We start from the raw sequence: 16,156 nt of genomic DNA on the forward strand, positions 1-16,156 counted from the left end.
ACAGCGGTCCATCTACGCTGGTCCGCGAGCGGCTGCGCGGTGCGGTCGACCCGACTCGAGGTGATGATGTCCGACCAGAGCCCGACCCCAGGATCCGAGGCGCCCCTGCTGCCTCCCGCGGCGCCGGAGACGGCCGCTGCGGTGTTCGGTGAGCGGATGTCGATGGCGACCACGTTCGCCACGGTGCTGGCGGACACCGGGGTCTCGCACGGCCTGATCGGCCCACGGGAGGTGCCGATCCTCTGGGAGCGCCACATCCTCAACTGTGCGGTGGCGCACGAGGCGTTCCCCGAGGACGCCGAGATCGTCGACGTCGGCTCGGGCGCCGGCCTCCCCGGCCTTGCCCTGGCGATCGCGCGACCCGACCTGCACCTGCACCTCGTCGAACCGATGCTGCGACGCACGACCTGGTTGACCGACACGATCGGCGTCCTGGGGCTGACCAACGCCACGGTCCACCGCGGCAGGGCCGAGGAGTTCGACGGCGTGCTCAGCGTGGAGTGGGCCACGGCCCGTGCGGTGGCCCGGATCGACAAGCTGGCGCGGTGGACCTTCCCCCTGCTGGCCGAGGGCGGGACCCTGGTCGCCCTCAAGGGCCGCAGCGCCCAGGACGAGCTTGATGCGACTGCCCCCACACTGCGCAAGCTCGGGATGACCGCCTCCGAGGTGGTGACCTACGGTGCGGAGATCCTCGAGGTCCCGACCGTGACGATGCAGCTGACCATCCGCCCGCGTCCGGTGCCGGCGAAGGCGAAGGCGAAGCGCGCGGCCAAGGCGCGCACGAAGGGCACAGGGAGTGGTGGCAGCGCACGCTCGTGACGGTCACGCCACCCGGCAACGTGAGTCGGCCCCGTGCTGTCGGCAGTCGTGCGGCACGCGTTTGTGACGGTGGCCCCGCGTAGGGTTGGATGATGCCCATGGCCAATGAGGTGACCGCGTGACCACAGCAGCGTTGCAGCTGAACCGGGGACTGGGGTGGCCCCAACGTCAGGCGGGACCCACGGGCGCGGTGGGATGGCCCTTCACGGCCGAGGCCGACGCGGGAGCTCAAGCTCTCGACGCCCCCCGCGACGAAGACGAGGCAGCTGTTTCACGTGAAACGCAGACCTCGGGCGCTGAGGCTTCGGTGATTGCGGCGCCGGGCACTCAAGGTGGTGCGAGTGCGTTTGAGCACGATGTTTCACGGGAAACCTCGGTGCCAGATGACGTCCCCTCCGATGAGGAGCCTGAAGCCGCCACGGGTCACGTGGGCGATGCTGCTGCTGCCGAGGAAGCGTTGGCGGCCGTCGTTTCACGTGAAACTGAGCAGCGGGAAGAGATCGCGTCGTCCTTGCCGCAGGCGGATCACGACACGCCCTTGGCCCGCGCCGTCGCGGACGACGCCCGCAAGCGGATCGCGCTGACTGGTCGGGTGTTCCCCAAGCCGACCGCAACCCGGGTGCTCACCGTGGCGAACCAGAAGGGTGGTGTCGGCAAGACCACGACGACCGTGAACATCGCCGCCGCCCTGGCGCAGGCTGGTCTCACTGTCCTCGTCATCGACATCGACCCGCAGGGCAATGCGAGCACTGCGCTGGGGATCGACCACCACGCCGAGGTGCCGAGCATCTACGACGTGCTCGTCGAGGGGACGCCGATGGCTGACGTCGTCCAGGAGTGCCCGGACATCCCGGGCCTCTGGTGCGCCCCTGCGACCATCGACCTCGCCGGTGCCGAGATCGAGCTGGTGTCGCTGGTGGCACGCGAGACGCGGCTGCAGCGCGCGATCGCCGCCTACCTGACGACGGTGAGCACGCAGGACCGCCCCGCCCCGGACTACGTGCTCATCGACTGCCCCCCGAGCCTGGGGCTCCTCACCGTCAACGCGTTCGTGGCTGCCCAAGAAGTCTTCATCCCGATCCAGTGCGAGTACTACGCGCTCGAGGGGTTGTCGCAGCTGCTCAAGAACATCGAGCTCATCCGGAACCACCTCAACCCCACCCTGCACGTGTCGACCATCTTGCTCACCATGTATGACGGACGCACCCGCTTGTCGGCGCAGGTGGCCGAAGAGGTGCGCAGCCACTTCCCCGAGCAGGTCCTGCGCAACACCGTGCCACGGTCGGTCCGGATCTCCGAGGCCCCGAGCCACGGGCAGACCGTGATGACCTACGACCCCAACTCCAGCGGGGCGCTGTCCTACCTCGGTGCGGCAGCCGAGCTCGCCGACCGCGGGGCTGCCGGCCCCGACTCCCCGTCCACCCCTGCGCAGAACTGACAAGGAACCTCCACATGAGCGAGAAGCGTCGCGCCCTCGGCCGGGGCCTGGGTGCCCTCATCCCCAACGCCCCGACGTCGCCGGCCTCGAGCCGCCCGGTCGATGTGTTCTTCCAGGACCAGCGGCCGACCCAGGTGCTGGACCGCGCCCAGGACCGCACCCAGGAGGAGGCCGCCCCCGGCACCGGTGGGGAGCCGGCCTCTGGGGAGCAGCAGGACAACGTAGGCACCGATGACCACGGGTCGGGTTCCGACCGGGTCGGCGACCAGCAGGGCGGCCAGGAGGGTCGGGACGCCACCGGTGAGCATGATGCCACCGGGAGCGACTCTGCTGCGACGGACTCGAACGCGACGGACGCGAACGCAACGGACGCAACGGCAGAGCCCGTGGCCGCCGCGGTCCCCGCCGAGGTCAAAGACGGCCGTGGCCTGGCTCCGGTGCCGGGGGCGTCCTACGGCGACCTGCCGGTGGGCTCGATCCGCCCGAACCCCAAGCAGCCCCGCTCGGTGTTCGACGAGGACGACATGGCCGAGCTGGTCCACTCGATCAGCGAGATCGGCGTGCTCCAGCCCATCGTCGTGCGGCCCATTCCCGCAGGTCAGGGGCCTGACGACCTCGACAACGCTCCAGAGGGCGTCATCTACGAGCTCATCATGGGTGAGCGTCGCTGGAGGGCGTCGCAGGAGGCAGGCAAGGCCACCGTGCCGGCCATCGTCAAGGAGACCGACGACGACGACCTGCTGCGCGACGCCCTGCTGGAGAACCTGCACCGAAGTCAGCTCAACGCCCTGGAGGAGGCGGCGGCCTACCAGCAGCTCCTTGAGGACTTCGGGTGCACCCACGACGAGCTCGCCGGGCGGATCGGCCGCTCCCGCCCCCAGATCTCCAACACCCTGCGGCTGCTCAAGCTCCCGCCGCTGGTCGCTCGCCGCGTCGCCGCCGGCGTGCTGTCGGCCGGCCACGCCCGGGCGCTGCTCTCGCTCGACGACGGCGCCAGCATGGAGCGCCTCGCCCAGCGCATCGTGGCCGAGGGGCTCTCCGTCCGCAGCGTCGAGGAGATCGTCGCGCTCGGCGGGGACCAGGAGCGGACCAAGCCGCGCCGTCCCCGCGCCGGTGCCCGCCACCCCCAGCTCGACGACCTGGCGGCTCGACTGTCCGACCGGTTCGACACGCGGGTCAACATCGCGCTGGGTCAGCGCAAGGGCAAGCTCACGGTGGAGTTCGCGTCGGTCGAGGACCTCAACCGCATCGTCGACATGTTGGGCGTCGACCGCCGCGCCTGAGGGGCGTCTCGCGTGGTTTCACGGGAAACATCCCGTCGACCGCGCTGTGCACAGACCAGACATGAAACGACGAATCCCCTTGCTCTGCAAGGGGATTCGTCGTTCTCGGAGTTGCTGGGACGAGCCGTCTCAGCGGTGCGCGGCGAGGTAGGCCCGCAGGTCCCCGAGGTGCAGCACGCCGGTCTTGGCGGTGTCGTCGTCGCCCAGGTAGAGGCGCTGCAGGCTGACGAGCACGGCCTCGGCGAGGGTGTCGCGGAAGGCAGGGTCGGCGAGCCGGGCCGCGTCGTCCGGGTGCGAAAGGTACCCGGCCTCGATGCGGACCGCGGGCATGGTGGTCTGCTGGAGCAGGCTCCACGAGCGACCGTGCGAACGGCAGTTGGCCAGACCCGTGCGTGCGACGATCTCGCGCAGCACGAGATCGGCGAGGTGCTCACCGATCGCGGACCACGAGGTCGTGCGGTCACGGCCGAAGAAGAAGGTGGCCACCCCGCTGGCGTCGGCAGCATCGTGGGAGTCGGCGTGCAGCGAGAGCAGCAGGTCGGCGCCGGCGGTGTTGGCGATGGCGGCCCGCTCCTCCTCGGTGGGGCAGGTGTGCTCGGTGCGCGTGTAGACGACGGACACACCGATCGCGGTCAGGCGACCCTCGATGCGTCGGGCCAGGTCCATGACGAGGTCGGACTCGACGAGCCCGTTGGCCGCGGCACCGGTGTTGTCACCGCCATGACCGGGGTCGAGGACCACGGTACGGCCGCTGAGGTTGTGCCCGGAGCGACGGACGCGCTCACGCTCGCGCAGCACGTTGGCCGAGCCGCCGGAGACCGATCGGCGCAGGTCGTCGAACGCCCGCAGCGTCTCCGGACCCACCGATCCGTCCCCCGGCAGGCCGTAGGCCCGCTGGAAGCTGCGCACGGCACGCTCCGTCTCGGGCCCGAAGCGGCCGTCGACGCGTCCGGAGGCGAAGCCGAGGGTGTTGAGGCGCTCCTGGAGGGCGACGACGTCCTCGCCGCGCTGCAGGTGGCCGGGCGTGTGGACGAGGATGCGGTCCCCGAGGGACCAGCGAGCCCCGTCGATGGCGCCGAACGTCTCCACGCCGACGACACCGTCGACGATGAGGCCCTTGTGCTGCTGGAAGGCGCGCACGGCGCGGAGCAGCCCCTCGTCATACACCTCGGGGTCGGCGGCGTCCGCGAGGAGTGAGGTGAGCTCGGGGAGGTCGTCCGAGGCGAGGGAGGCGAGCCGGGTGCGCACGTCGAGCACCGCGGGACCGCGGCTCCCGAGGCCCAGCAGGCCGTACTTGCTGTCGGACACGCAGCCTCCTCGCAGAGGGGTTCAGGACCTCGACGAGGTCAGCATCGGTGCAGGTCAGGAGTGGTCTGCCGAGGCAGGCGCGATGTCCTGCCGCAGCCGGCGGGACGGGGTGGAGCGTTGGTGACCGGGGCGCTCGTGGCGCTTGGGGGCCAGGACCCTGGGTCGGTGGTGCAGGGACCGACTCTAGGTGAGCCGGGGGGCTCGATCCAACCGAAACGGCCGGAACTGCCGCCGGGAACGCCGGTGCCGGCCGGCCCCGTCAGGGGCAGGCCGACACCATGACGACTCAGGTGGTCGACTCAGCCGAGGTAGTCGGCGAGCTCGCGGACGAGCTTGGGCTTGGGCATGGCGCCGACGAGGGTCTTGACGACCTCACCGTTGACGTAGACGTTGAGCGTCGGGATGCCGGTGATGCCGTAGCGGCTGCTCACCGCGAGGTTCTCGTCGGTGTTGAGCTTGACGATGTCGATCTTGTCGGCGTGCGCGACGGCCAGCTCCTCGAGGACCGGGGCGACGGCGCGGCACGGGCCGCACCAGGGCGCCCAGAAGTCCACCAGGACCGGCTTGTCGTTCTGGAGGACGTCTGCCTCGAAGGTGGCGTCCGTGGTGTCCTTGATGGCTCCCACTCGGGGGCTCCTTTCGGTGGTGCTGCGGTTGGGGGAGGGGTCGTGCGGTCGGTCAGTGGGTGAGCGCGGGCTGCTCGATGAGGGCCGCGTCCGCGTCAGGGGCGCCGGCGTGGTCGCGGTCGGCCAGGAAGCGCTCGGCGTCCAGCGCCGCGGCACAGCCGGAGCCGGCTGCGGTGATGGCCTGGCGGTAGGTGTGGTCGACGAGGTCGCCGGCAGCGAAGACACCGGGCAGGTTGGTGAGGGTGGTACGGCCCTGGACCAGCACGTAGCCCTCGTCGTCGAGCTCGACGACGTCCTTGACCAGCTCGTTGCGCGGGTCGTGGCCGATGGCGACGAACAGCCCGGTCACGGGCAGCTCACGGGTCTCCCCGGTCTCGGTGTCGCGCAGGGTGACGCCGGTGAGCTTGGCGTCACCGTGGATCGCGTCGACCGCGGAGTTCCAGGCGAACTTGATCTTGTCGTTGGACAGCGCGCGCTCGGCCATGATCTTGGAGGCGCGAAGCTCGTCGCGACGGTGCACGATCGTCACCGACCTGGCGAACTTGGTGAGGAAGGTGGCCTCCTCGACGGCGGAGTCGCCACCGCCGACGACGGCGATGTCCTGGTCGCGGAAGAAGAACCCGTCGCAGGTCGCGCACCACGAGACGCCGTGGCCGGACAGGCGCTTCTCGTCGGGCAGGCCGAGCTCGCGGTAGGCGGAGCCCATGGCGAGGATCACCGCGTGCGCTCGGTAGGTGTTGCCCTCGGCGTCGACGACGGTCTTGACCTCACCCTCGAGGTCCAGGGACTCGACGTCGTCGGTGATGATCTCGGCACCGAAGCGCTCGGCCTGGGCCCGCATGTTCTCCATGAGGTCGGGGCCCATGATGCCGTCGCGGAACCCGGGGAAGTTCTCCACCTCGGTGGTGTTCATCAGCGCGCCACCTGCGGTGACGGCGCCCTCGAAGAGCAGCGGGGCGAGGTTGGCGCGGGCGGCGTAGACGGCGGCGGTGTAGCCCGCCGGGCCGGAGCCGATGATGATCAGACTACGGATGGCGTCAGGTGCGGTCGTGCTCACGCGAGTACAGCCCCTTGTGGTCGGGAAGGAGGTTCACCGCTACATACGGTGCTGATGTCTGCAACCGATCGTAGGGCCTGAATGTTCCGCACCGGGACGCGGCAGGCCGCGCGGGCGAGGGGATTCGGGCCATGGAGGCGCTGCTCAGCCCAGCGGGAGGGGGCCGGCCATGATCGCGGCGTGGGTGGCGTCGCAGTCGGGTGCCACGGCATACACGCTCTGGCCCGTGTCGCTGCTCACCACGGCGACCACCGCGGGGGTTCCGTCGTAGGTGCCGACGTCACCGGTGACGGGCATCCACGTGGCCACGCCCAGCGCGGTGAGGCACTCGCGCAGCCCCTTCTCGGTGGTCGCGGCTGGACCGGCCGAGCTGTCGGTGCCTGCGCCGGCGCCGTACGCCCGGTCGAGGGTGCCGCGAGCCTGCGTGGTGAGCTTCGTAGAGGTGTAGGCGGTGCCGCTGTGGGCGACCTGGACACGGCCGGTGCCGCTGGCCGCCCGGTTGCCGCTGTCCGGGGCCACCTCGGCCTTGGATCCTGCGGCGGTGTCGGCATTGGATGCGTTGTTGTCGCTGCTGCTCAGGGAGGCGACCACGCCACCCGGGCCGGTGCCGAGCACGGCGGGGACCCCGAGGGCCACGGCAGCCACGGCGGCGGCAGCCAGGCCGATCTTGGGCCACGACGGCCCGGATGGCCACGACCGCTGACGACGGAGCGGGACGACCCGGCCCGCACCGTCGCGGTCGCCCTCGGAGCCCGGCCCGGACGCGGCCTCCGAGCGGGACAGCTGCTCGGCGGCGATCGAGGCGTTGATGCGGTCCACGAGGTCGGCGGGCATCGGCCCCGGGTCGCCCAGCCCGGCCAGCAGCGCGCGGACGCCGGTCGGGTCGTCGTGGTCCTCCGGTCGTCCCGGGGGCACGGGCGGGGTGGTCACCACGATCTCCTCCGGTCGGGTCGGGCCGCGACGACGCGGCGTAGGGGGTGTGAAGGTCGGCGGGGTGGGGCGGCGCCCGCGATGCAGGCACGACGGCTCCATGGGTACGACGTCACGGCTGCCCCGATCGTTCCCGCAGCATGGCCGCCATGGCCTCCCGGCCACGGCTGCAGCGGGACTTCACGGTGCCCTCGGCGACCTCGAGGACGGCGGCCGCCTCGAGCACCGACAAGCCGTGCATGTCGACGAGGACCAGGGCCAGCCGTTGGCCCTCGGGCAGGCGTTCGAGGGCCTCGCGGACGTCGAGCCGGGTGTCGACCGAGGCTTGGGCGTCACGCTTGTCGGCGAGGTCGTGCTCGGGCAGCGGTGACGTGGGCTTGTCGCGGCGCAGGCGGTCGAGGCACGCGTTGACGACGATGCGGTGGAGCCAGGTGGTCACCGCGGCGTCACCGCGGTAGGACCCGGCGCGGCGGAACGCCGAGATGAAGGCGTCCTGGACGCAGTCGGCGGCGAGCTCGGGGTTGCGGGTCGTGCGCAGGGCCACCGCCCACATGCGGTCGCGGTGCCGTCGGAACAGCTCACCGAACGCGTCGGGGTCCCCGTCGACGTGCCGGCGCAGCAGCTCCCGGTCGTCCAGGTCGCGCAGCGAGGTGGTGGCCATGGGAGGTGGTGGTCCGCCGCACGCGGCTCAGCGGACCGTGACCTCGGCGAGGGTCGCGCGGAACCGGCCGTCACCGACCTGCGACACCGAGGTGAACCAGACGATGACGTACTGGCCGTCGACCGCGGTGCCCTTGACCGTGACGTCACCGTCCTTGCCCTTGGACGTGCCCAGCTCGCCCGCGTTGTCGAGGGTGCGGTCCTTGCCGACGTAGACCGTGACGTCGGAGGGGTCGGGGAGCACGAGGTCGACCTCGGACACCTTGCGGACCTGGCCGAGGTCGATCCGGACGCCGACACCCTTCTTCAGCCCGCCGAGGTTGGCGCTGGCGTACCCCTCCGAGCTCCAGAAGGTGCCGGTCTTGCCGTCGAAGACCCGCGGGGCCTCGCCGTTGCGCTCGGCGTTGTCACCCTCGGGGTCGAAGCCGGTGGCGCTGAGGATCGCGAAGTCCTCGCCGCCGGCCTCTGTCGTGGCGGACTCGGTCGGGGCCGGGGTCTCGTCGGGGGTGACCGTGGTGGCCGGACCGGTCACGGTCACCGTGTCGGAGGGGGTGTCGAAGCCGAGGTTGGTCCCCGAACCGATCTTCGTCACGCCCCAGTAGCCCAGGGCCATGACGACCACGAGGAAGCCCGCGACGATGGCGAGCACGGTGCGGGACTGGTCGCGGGTGGTCTGCGCGGTCTCCTGCGGCAGCATCGGCAGCGGCGGGTCGAGCGGGGTGGAGTCCTCGACCAGCGCCTCGTCGAGGCTGATCCGGCGGGCGTCGGCACGCTCGGCAGCGGCTTCCTTGGCCGCCTTGCGGTCGGCGGCCTTGTCGGCCGCGGCCTTGGCGAACGACCCCACCTTGTGCGCGGCGGCACCCGCGGCCTGGCCGGCGGCCGTGCCTGCGGCACCGAGGGCGGAGCCCACCGCTGCCCCGGCGGCGCCGGCAGCTCCGGGTCCACCTGCCGCGCCTGCAGGCTGGGTGCGCTGGTCGCCGGGGGCGGCGAACACCTGGGTGTCCTGGTCGTATGGCGCGGCGCCGCCGCTGGCACCAGCGGCACCCTGCGCGGGGTCCTCGGCACGGTCCGGGGCGTTGCCCTGCGTGCGGCCCGCGGGGCCGTCACCCGGACCATCGCCCACCGGGAGGGCGATGGTCCGGTCGACGCCGTCGTCCACGGCACGCGTCGAGCTGCCACCGAGGCCGACGACCTGGGTGGGGGCCCAGGGGGCGATCTGCGAGGCGAAGTCGCCGGGGCTGAGCGGACCCTGGTCGTCGTTGAGGGTCAGCCGGCACAGGGCGTCGAGGTCCCCGGGGACACCCGCGGCGATCTCGGACGGCGCCGCCACACCACCGACGACGCGCGGGGCGTTCTCCAGGCCCGGCACGGGGGTGGGCAGCGGCCAGCGACTGGTGAGCGCGGCATACGTCAGGGCCACCACTCCCACGGCGTCGAGGCGGGCGGCGCTCGCGGAGTCGAGGTCGTCGTCGGAGTCCATCGCGGCGGCGGTGGCGACGCCGCGGACCTTGATCGTGCCGTCGGGGGCGCGCAGGACCGAGTGCGGGGTGAGTCGGAGGTGGTGCAGGCCGCGCGACCGGGCTGCCTCCAGACCGGTCGCGGTCTCGCCGGCGATGCGGCGGGCCTCCTCGGCGGGCAGGCCGCCCTGCTCGAGGACCTGGGCGAGGGTGTGGGCCTCGGCGATGGCTTCCTCGACGTAGAACGCGGTCCCGTCAGAGCGGCCGACGTCGAGCACGCGGACCAGCCGGTGGTTGTCGAGGCCCGCGGCGCGGCGGGCGGCGTCGAGGGTCGCCGGGGCGTGCGCGTCGTCCTCGCCGAAGCAGACCACGACGACATCGCGCTCGAGGGTGGTGTCGTGGGCCGACCAGCGCTCGGCGTGCGGCAGCTTCTCCAGCCTGCGCTGCACGGCGTACCTTCCGCCCAGCACCGTCGAAGGGCCGACCCCGTGCACGCTGCCTCCTCCTGGTTCGCCGCTGTGGTCGCGGGCCCGGGGGTCGATCAGGTCGCCGGTCCGGTCGCCGCTGCGCTGCGCTGTCATCCTAGGGTCTGCGTCCCGCATCAGTGGCGAGGACGCAACCGACGCACCACGGGGTCGAGGAGCTGTCCGACCTCCTCGACGCGCATCACGTGGGCGAGGCCGAAGACGGACGCGAGGTAGACGACCGCGCCGAGCGACAGCTCGAGCAGCGCCCCGACCCACGTCTCCGCATCGACCCCGCTCCGGGCGAGCAGCCAGAGCACGGCGAGCGTGGGCAGGGCGGCCAGGACCGAGGCCAGGACCAACCGGACGTAGACGCGGACGGTCGACCGCAGCCGCAGGGAGCCGAGCCGTCGTCGCAGCAGCCAGAACCCGACCAGCGCGGCGGCGAGGTTGCTCAGGGTCTGCCCGATGCCGACGATCACGCCGGCCCGCTCGGGCGCGGCGGCCAGGGCCAGCAGGTTCACTGCCGAGGCGACGACCGTGACGAGCACCTGGAGGCGGAACGGCGTCCGGGCGTCCTCGTAGGCGTAGAACACCCGCTGCACGAGGTAGAACCAGCCGAACGGGACCAGGCCGACCATCATCGCGACCATCACTCCGGAGATCGCCAGGGTCTGCTCGTGGCTGTTGCCGGGGAAGGCGACCCGGACGGCCTGGGGGCCGAGGACGGCCGCTGCGACGGTGACGGGGAGCAGGAGGACGGCCGGCATGCGCAGCCCGCGGCCGAGGTCGGAGACGACCGCGCGGTCGTCCCCGCGGTGCGCGGCCTGCGAGAGCCGGGTGAACAGCGCCGTCACCAGGGACACCGTGATCAGCGAGTGCGGGAGCATGAAGAGAAGGAAGGCGAGGCCGTACGCCGTGACGCCGGCACCGACGAGGTTGCGGCTCTCCAGCAGGTCGTTGGCCCGCGTCATCACCTTGGACGTGACGACGAACCCGAGCTGGCTCACCGCGACGGCGGCGAAGGTCCACACCGCCACCTTCGAGGCGCTGCGCAGTCCGACGCCGCGGAACCCCCAGACCGGGCGGTAGCGGAAGCCGATGCGGCGCAGCGGGAGCCACAGCGCCATCGCCTGCGCGACGACGCCGAGGGTCGCGGTGCCGGCGAGGAGCCAGACCATCGGACCGGTCCAGTCGGCGACGGCGATCTCCTCGCCGTGCACGAGGCGGAACGCCACGATGCCGACGATGCCGACGACGTTGGCCAGTGCGGGAGCCCACATGTATGCCGCGAAGTGGCCGCGGGCGTTGAGCACCTGTCCCAGGAGCGTGTAGAGCCCGTAGAAGAACACCTGCGGAAGGCAGATGAGGGCGAACGCGGTGGCCAGGCCCAGGGTGGGGGAGTCCCAGCCCTGCGAGAACAGCCGGACGAGCAGCGGAGCGGCAGCGGTGACGACGAGCGTGGCGCCGAGCAGGAGCGCGAGCGACAGGGTGATCAGCCGGTTGACGAACTCGGTGCCGCCATCAGAGTCGGCCGAGGCCTTGGTGATCTGCGGGACGAGCACCGCGTTGAGCACGCCGCCGGCCAGCAGCAGGTAGAACTGGTTGGGCAGCGTGTTGGCGACCTGGAAGGTGTCGGCGGCGATGCCGATGCCGAGCGCAGAGGCCAGCAGCGACGCCCGCGCGAAGCCGAGCAGCCGGGAGACGATGGTGCCGGCGGCCATCACGGCGCTGGAGCGGGCCAGGCTGCTCTCGGTGGCGGGTGCTTCGGTGCGGCGGGACGGCTGGTCGCCGTCCTGCGAGGTCTCACTCACCCGCGTGCCTCCACGGTCTGGGGGTCGGCACCACGGTCGGGGCCGCGGTCGGTGCGGCTCGGTCGTCGCCGGACCGTGCGCACGATACCGAGGACGATGACGAGGGCTGCGACCCCACCCAGGACGAGGTAGACCCAGTTGCCCGTGGGCGTGACCCGCACCTGGACGTCGGCACCCTGGCCGACGACGGTGCCGTCGGGCGTGGTGAGGGTGGTGCGCAGCGGCACCAGCCCGGCGGCGAGCGCGGTGACGCTGACGTTGACCGTGGCCCGGCTGCGCGGCCCGATCCGCAGGACGGAGGGCTGGCTGTCGATCTGGAGCCGGGGGTTGGACGCCTCGACGGTGAGCTTGACGTCCTCCACGGGCACGTCGAGGTCGTTGGTCACCGTGATCTGGAGGCGGCCGGAGTCGGCGAGGAAGTTGATGGTGCCCGCGCTGACCTTGACGGCCGTGGTGGTCTGCTTCGTGGCGGCGCCCACCCGGCCGCTCAGGGTGTTCCAGGCGGTGGGGGCCGATCGCCAGCGCGTCGAGACGAGCTGCTCGGCGGCCCGCGTCCAGGTGCGGGCGAACTCGTCGCCGTCGTCACGGATCTGGGCCACGCCGCGCACCGTCCGCAGGGTCTGCTCGAGCGCGGCGATCCGTGAGCTGGTGAGCACCGGCTTGCTCCCCGTGGTCGCCGGAGCGGTGGGGCGGGTGACCGGTGCGGCCTGGGTCGTGGCCGTCCGGCGGGCCTCCGCGAGCTGGGTCGACGTCGTCGACGGCGTCAGCCACGGCAGCGACTGGACGGTGTCGAAGAACCGGCGGGTCGCCTCGGGGTCGGGGTTGAACGAGCGGGGGGCGACCACGAAGACCGAGCGGCCGGAGGTGCCCGGCAGCTCCCCGAGCAGGGCGGCGGAGTCGGCGATGAACTGCTGCGTGCTGAGGACCGACTCCTGCGCCGAGGTCGTGCGGCCGAGCAGCGAGCTGAGTGAGTCGTCGTAGGCCAGCAGCGGCAGCCCGGTGGTGCTCCGCTGCGCGGCCCCCGGGGTCAGGCCGGTCAGCCCGGACGGCAGGGCGCTGCTCGAGGCCACCTGGCCGGCGAGGGACGGCACACGGAAGAGCTGGCGCAGCCCGGTCTCGGCGCGCGCCGTGTAGGTGCCGTCGGCCGGCCAGGCGATGTCGGCCCTGCCCCCGAGGGCCTCGGCCACGTCGGCGGAGCGGTCGACGAGGTCGCGGACCAGCCCGGTCGCCCCCGCCTGGCCGACGACCGCGCCGAGGTCGGCATCGGTGTCCGGGAGCACCCAGGGCGTGTGGCGGCGGGCCTGGGCGGTGATGCGCTCCTCCGTGGCCGTCCGCAGCGCGAGCTCCTGCGTCCCGGTGGCCCCGGCGTCGATGGGGTCGGGCAGCAGGGCCGGGGTGAGGCTCGGGTCCAGGGCCCAGGTCACCGGGGCGTCCTGGGTGGCGTCGAGCACCCGCGCCACCCGCGACGAGCCGTCCAGCGCAGATGTCCACGCGGCCTCGCGCTCTGTGCCACCGGCCCCGAAGAGGTTCGGGTCGGGGTCGAGCGTCAGGGGCACGGCCCACGAGATCGCCAGCGGTTGGTACTGCTTGATCCGCTGGTAGCCCGCGAAAGTCCGCACCACGCTGTCGGCCGACTCAACGCTGAGCGGTATGGCGCCGTACGTCGCCTCCGCGCGGCGGGACGCGACGCCGGTCATGCTGATCCGGAAGCCGGCCGCGGTGCCGGGGGCGATGGTGCCCTTGAGCCGGGTCGACCCGATGACCTCGCCCTGCGCCGGGGTGGTCTCGGTCGCCCAGGTGCGGACCGCCTCCCGGGTGTTGTCCATGCTGCCAGCGACCACCCGCACGGTCGGGCGGGCCAGGGGTGTGGTGCCGTCGTTGCGCACCGTCCCGGTGATGACCAGCGGCTGACCGGGGGCGACGACAGCAGGGCTGACGCCGGTCAGCTGGACGACGGCGCGGGCGTCCGCGGCGGCGACCGACGGCCGCTCGGCGGTGGTGGCCGCGGTGGTCGTCGTGGCCTTCGCGACCGAGGTGGAGGCGACGGCGGAGGGTGCGGCGGCCGTGGCGGTGAGGGAGGCGGCGGCGGTGGCGGTGGCTGTGGGGGCGGTGAGCGCCGCGGGCAGCACCAGGGCTGCCGCGGCGAGCACGCGGCATACCGGGACGCGCACCATCACCCGTCTCCGGCCAGACGGTGCCAGGCCTGCCTGGCGATGCGACGCTCGTTCGGGAAGGTCAGGTGCTCGTGGGCCTCGCGCAGCGGGAGCCAGGCCACGTCGACGGCCTCGTGGTCGGGGTCGTTCTCGATGGTGAGCCGGCCGCCGGTGGCCTCGAGGAGGTAGTGGTGCACGAACTTGTGCACGCGGTGGTCGCTCGTGGCGAACCAGTAGTCGATGGTGCCGAGCTCGGTGAGGACGCGGCCCTCGATGCCGGTCTCCTCGGCGACCTCGCGCTCGGCGGTCTCGGGGAGGGTCTCGTCGTTCTCGCGGTGACCCTTGGGCAGGCACCACTCGATGCGTCCCGCGCGGTTGCGGCGCGCGATGACGGCGATGCGGGCGACGCCGTCGTGGACGTCGACGACGATGCCACCGGCGGAGCGTTCCTCGACCGCGGGCAGGCGCGCGCGGCTGGGGCCCAGCCGTTCGGGATCGCGCGCGGGGGAGGTCACCCGGTCACTCTAACGAGCGCCTAGGCTTGTCCCTCGTGTCCACCGCTGATCCCCGCGAGCCGAAGGCCGGCGCTCTCGCCGCCCCGCCGGAGCTGCTGCGGGCGGCGACCGCCCACCTCGCCCCCGTGGTGCCCCTGCTCACCGAGCTCGGTGACCTGTTCGCCGCCGCCGGTCACGAGCTGGCCCTCGTCGGCGGCCCGGTACGCGACGCGTTCCTCGGGCGCGTCTCGCCCGACCTCGACTTCACGACGAGCGCCTCGCCGGACGAGTCGCTCGCGGTGCTGAAGCCGTGGGCCGACGCCCACTGGGACATGGGGCGCGAGTTCGGGACGGTCGGCGTGCGCCGCGGCGAGCACACCATCGAGGTGACGACGTACCGCGCCGACGCCTACGACGGGCAGACCCGCAAGCCCGTCGTGGCCTTCGGCGACAACCTCGAGGACGACCTGGTCCGCCGGGACTTCACGGTCAACGCGATGGCGCTGCGGCTGCCGTCGATGGAGTTCGTCGACCCGCACGACGGACTCACCGACCTCGCGGCGCGACGGCTGCGGACCCCCGGGACGCCCGAGGTGTCGTTCGGCGACGACCCGCTGCGGATGATGCGGGCGGCCCGGTTCGCCGCGCAGCTCGGGGTGTCGGTGGCCCCCGAGGTGCGCTCGGCGATGGAGCAGATGGCGCCCTCGATCGGGATCGTGTCGGCCGAGCGGGTGCGTGACGAGCTGGTCAAGCTGCTGCTCGCCCCGACACCCCGACCCGGCCTGCGGCTGCTCGTCGAGACCGGCCTGGCCGACCACGTCCTGCCCGAGCTGCCGGCGCTCAAGCTCGAGATCGACGAGCACCACCGCCACAAGGACGTCTACGAGCACTCCCTCACGGTGCTCGACCAGGCCATCGCGCTCGAGGGCCCGGCCGACGGGGACGCCGCGTCGGTGCCCGGACCCGACCTGTGGCTGCGCCTCGCGGCCCTGCTGCACGACATCGGCAAGCCGGCGACCCGGCGGTTCGAGGACGGCGGCGGGGTGTCCTTCCACCACCACGAGGTCGTGGGCGCCAAGCTCGCCGCCAAGCGGCTCAAGGCGCTGCGGTTCGACAAGGACACGGTGAAGGCGGTTGCCCGGCTCACCGAGCTGCACCTGCGGTTCCACGGGTACGGCGACGGCCAGTGGACCGACTCGGCCGTGCGCCGCTACATCACCGACGCCGGACCGCTGCTGCCCCGCCTGCACCGGCTGACCCGCTCGGACTCCACCACCCGCAACGCCCGCAAGGCCGCCCGGCTGTCTCGGACCTACGACGACCTCGAGGTCCGGATCGCCGCGCTGCAGGAGGCCGAGGAGCTGGCGGCGGTGCGGCCGGAGCTCAACGGCAACGAGATCGCCGAGGTCCTCGGCATCCGCCCCGGGCCGGTGCTGGGTCGCGCCTACTCGTTCCTGCTCGAGGTGCGCCTCGACCGGGGCCCGATCGGGCGTGACGCCGCTGCCGCTGCGCTGAGGGAGTGGTGGGCCCAGCAGCCGGAGTCGACCGACCCGACCTGACACGGGCTGCCTGAACACTCATCGGTGCTGGCCAGGCTGCCTGGGGGCGCCCGGCGCGCCTTGGGCACGATTGCTCGCGATTGTGCCTCGTTGG

The 16,156-nt window shown here is 72.6% G+C and carries 13 protein-coding genes; 4 read left to right on the plus strand and 9 right to left on the minus strand.

Annotated features, from left to right (window positions below; all coding sequences use genetic code 11):
* Positions 1-39: 39 nt before the first annotated feature.
* The 3 genes from rsmG (at position 40) to ABD286_RS11010 (ending at position 3,540) form a co-directional block, all read left to right on the plus strand.
* A complete protein-coding gene (gene rsmG / locus ABD286_RS11000) occupies positions 40-819 on the plus strand; it encodes a 16S rRNA (guanine(527)-N(7))-methyltransferase RsmG (protein ID WP_344193107.1) in 780 nt (259 codons plus the stop codon).
* A 538-nt stretch (positions 820-1,357) separates the two neighbouring features.
* On the plus strand, positions 1,358-2,257 hold the full coding sequence (locus tag ABD286_RS11005; protein WP_425565342.1) for a ParA family protein: 900 nt from the start codon (positions 1,358-1,360) through the stop codon (positions 2,255-2,257).
* Between the two features lie 14 nt (positions 2,258-2,271).
* Positions 2,272-3,540, plus strand: coding sequence for a ParB/RepB/Spo0J family partition protein (locus ABD286_RS11010; protein WP_344193109.1), 1,269 nt, complete (start codon positions 2,272-2,274; stop codon positions 3,538-3,540).
* Between the two features lie 129 nt (positions 3,541-3,669).
* On the opposite strand, the gene ABD286_RS11015 is transcribed toward ABD286_RS11010, so the two are convergent.
* The 9 genes from ABD286_RS11015 to ABD286_RS11055 all read right to left on the minus strand — a co-directional run bounded on the left by ABD286_RS11015 (position 3,670) and on the right by ABD286_RS11055 (position 14,524).
* The gene (locus tag ABD286_RS11015) at positions 3,670-4,848 is read right to left on the minus strand and encodes an N-acetylmuramoyl-L-alanine amidase (RefSeq protein ID WP_344193111.1); all 1,179 of its coding nucleotides are present in this window, start codon (positions 4,846-4,848) and stop codon (positions 3,670-3,672) included.
* Between the two features lie 299 nt (positions 4,849-5,147).
* A complete protein-coding gene (trxA, locus tag ABD286_RS11020) occupies positions 5,148-5,474 on the minus strand; it encodes a thioredoxin (protein WP_344193113.1) in 327 nt (108 codons plus the stop codon).
* A gap of 52 nt (positions 5,475-5,526) precedes the next feature.
* A complete protein-coding gene (trxB, locus tag ABD286_RS11025; protein WP_344193115.1) occupies positions 5,527-6,531 on the minus strand; it encodes a thioredoxin-disulfide reductase in 1,005 nt (334 codons plus the stop codon).
* A 144-nt stretch (positions 6,532-6,675) separates the two neighbouring features.
* Positions 6,676-7,461: a hypothetical protein gene (locus ABD286_RS11030; protein WP_344193117.1), complete on the minus strand. Its 786-nt coding sequence runs from the start codon at positions 7,459-7,461 to the stop codon at positions 6,676-6,678.
* 112 nt (positions 7,462-7,573) lie between these two features.
* Positions 7,574-8,122 (minus strand): RNA polymerase sigma factor SigM, encoded by a 549-nt coding sequence (sigM, locus tag ABD286_RS11035; protein ID WP_344193119.1) that lies wholly within the window; start codon positions 8,120-8,122, stop codon positions 7,574-7,576.
* A 27-nt stretch (positions 8,123-8,149) separates the two neighbouring features.
* Positions 8,150-10,159: a hypothetical protein gene (locus ABD286_RS11040; RefSeq protein ID WP_344193121.1), complete on the minus strand. Its 2,010-nt coding sequence runs from the start codon at positions 10,157-10,159 to the stop codon at positions 8,150-8,152.
* Between the two features lie 20 nt (positions 10,160-10,179).
* Positions 10,180-11,856: a murein biosynthesis integral membrane protein MurJ gene (gene murJ / locus ABD286_RS11045; RefSeq protein WP_344193123.1), complete on the minus strand. Its 1,677-nt coding sequence runs from the start codon at positions 11,854-11,856 to the stop codon at positions 10,180-10,182.
* On the minus strand, positions 11,853-14,030 hold the full coding sequence (locus ABD286_RS11050; protein WP_344193125.1) for a DUF6049 family protein: 2,178 nt from the start codon (positions 14,028-14,030) through the stop codon (positions 11,853-11,855). Before ABD286_RS11050 ends, murJ begins: the two co-directional genes overlap by 4 nt.
* Positions 14,030-14,524, minus strand: coding sequence for an NUDIX hydrolase (locus tag ABD286_RS11055; protein WP_344193127.1), 495 nt, complete (start codon positions 14,522-14,524; stop codon positions 14,030-14,032). Before ABD286_RS11055 ends, ABD286_RS11050 begins: the two co-directional genes overlap by 1 nt.
* A 35-nt stretch (positions 14,525-14,559) precedes the next feature.
* Here ABD286_RS11055 and ABD286_RS11060 point away from each other — a divergent pair, with 35 nt between their 5' ends.
* Complete coding sequence (locus ABD286_RS11060; protein WP_344193129.1) at positions 14,560-16,062, plus strand: CCA tRNA nucleotidyltransferase; 1,503 nt, start codon at positions 14,560-14,562, stop codon at positions 16,060-16,062.
* Positions 16,063-16,156 lie beyond the last annotated feature (94 nt).

The sequence above is a fragment of the Pedococcus aerophilus genome, assembly GCF_039532215.1.
GTDB lineage: Bacteria > Actinomycetota > Actinomycetes > Actinomycetales > Dermatophilaceae > Pedococcus > Pedococcus aerophilus.

Bases quoted from the DNA above. Each gene is read 5' to 3' on its own strand.
- ABD286_RS11050 (WP_344193125.1), bottom strand. From the start codon at position 14,030: ATGGTGCGCGTCCCGGTATGCCGCGTGCTCGCCGCGGCAGCCCTGGTG.
- ABD286_RS11040 (WP_344193121.1), bottom strand. From the start codon at position 10,159: ATGACAGCGCAGCGCAGCGGCGACCGGACCGGCGACCTGATCGACCCC.
- ABD286_RS11010 (WP_344193109.1), top strand. From the start codon at position 2,272: ATGAGCGAGAAGCGTCGCGCCCTCGGCCGGGGCCTGGGTGCCCTCATC.
- sigM (WP_344193119.1), bottom strand. From the start codon at position 8,122: ATGGCCACCACCTCGCTGCGCGACCTGGACGACCGGGAGCTGCTGCGC.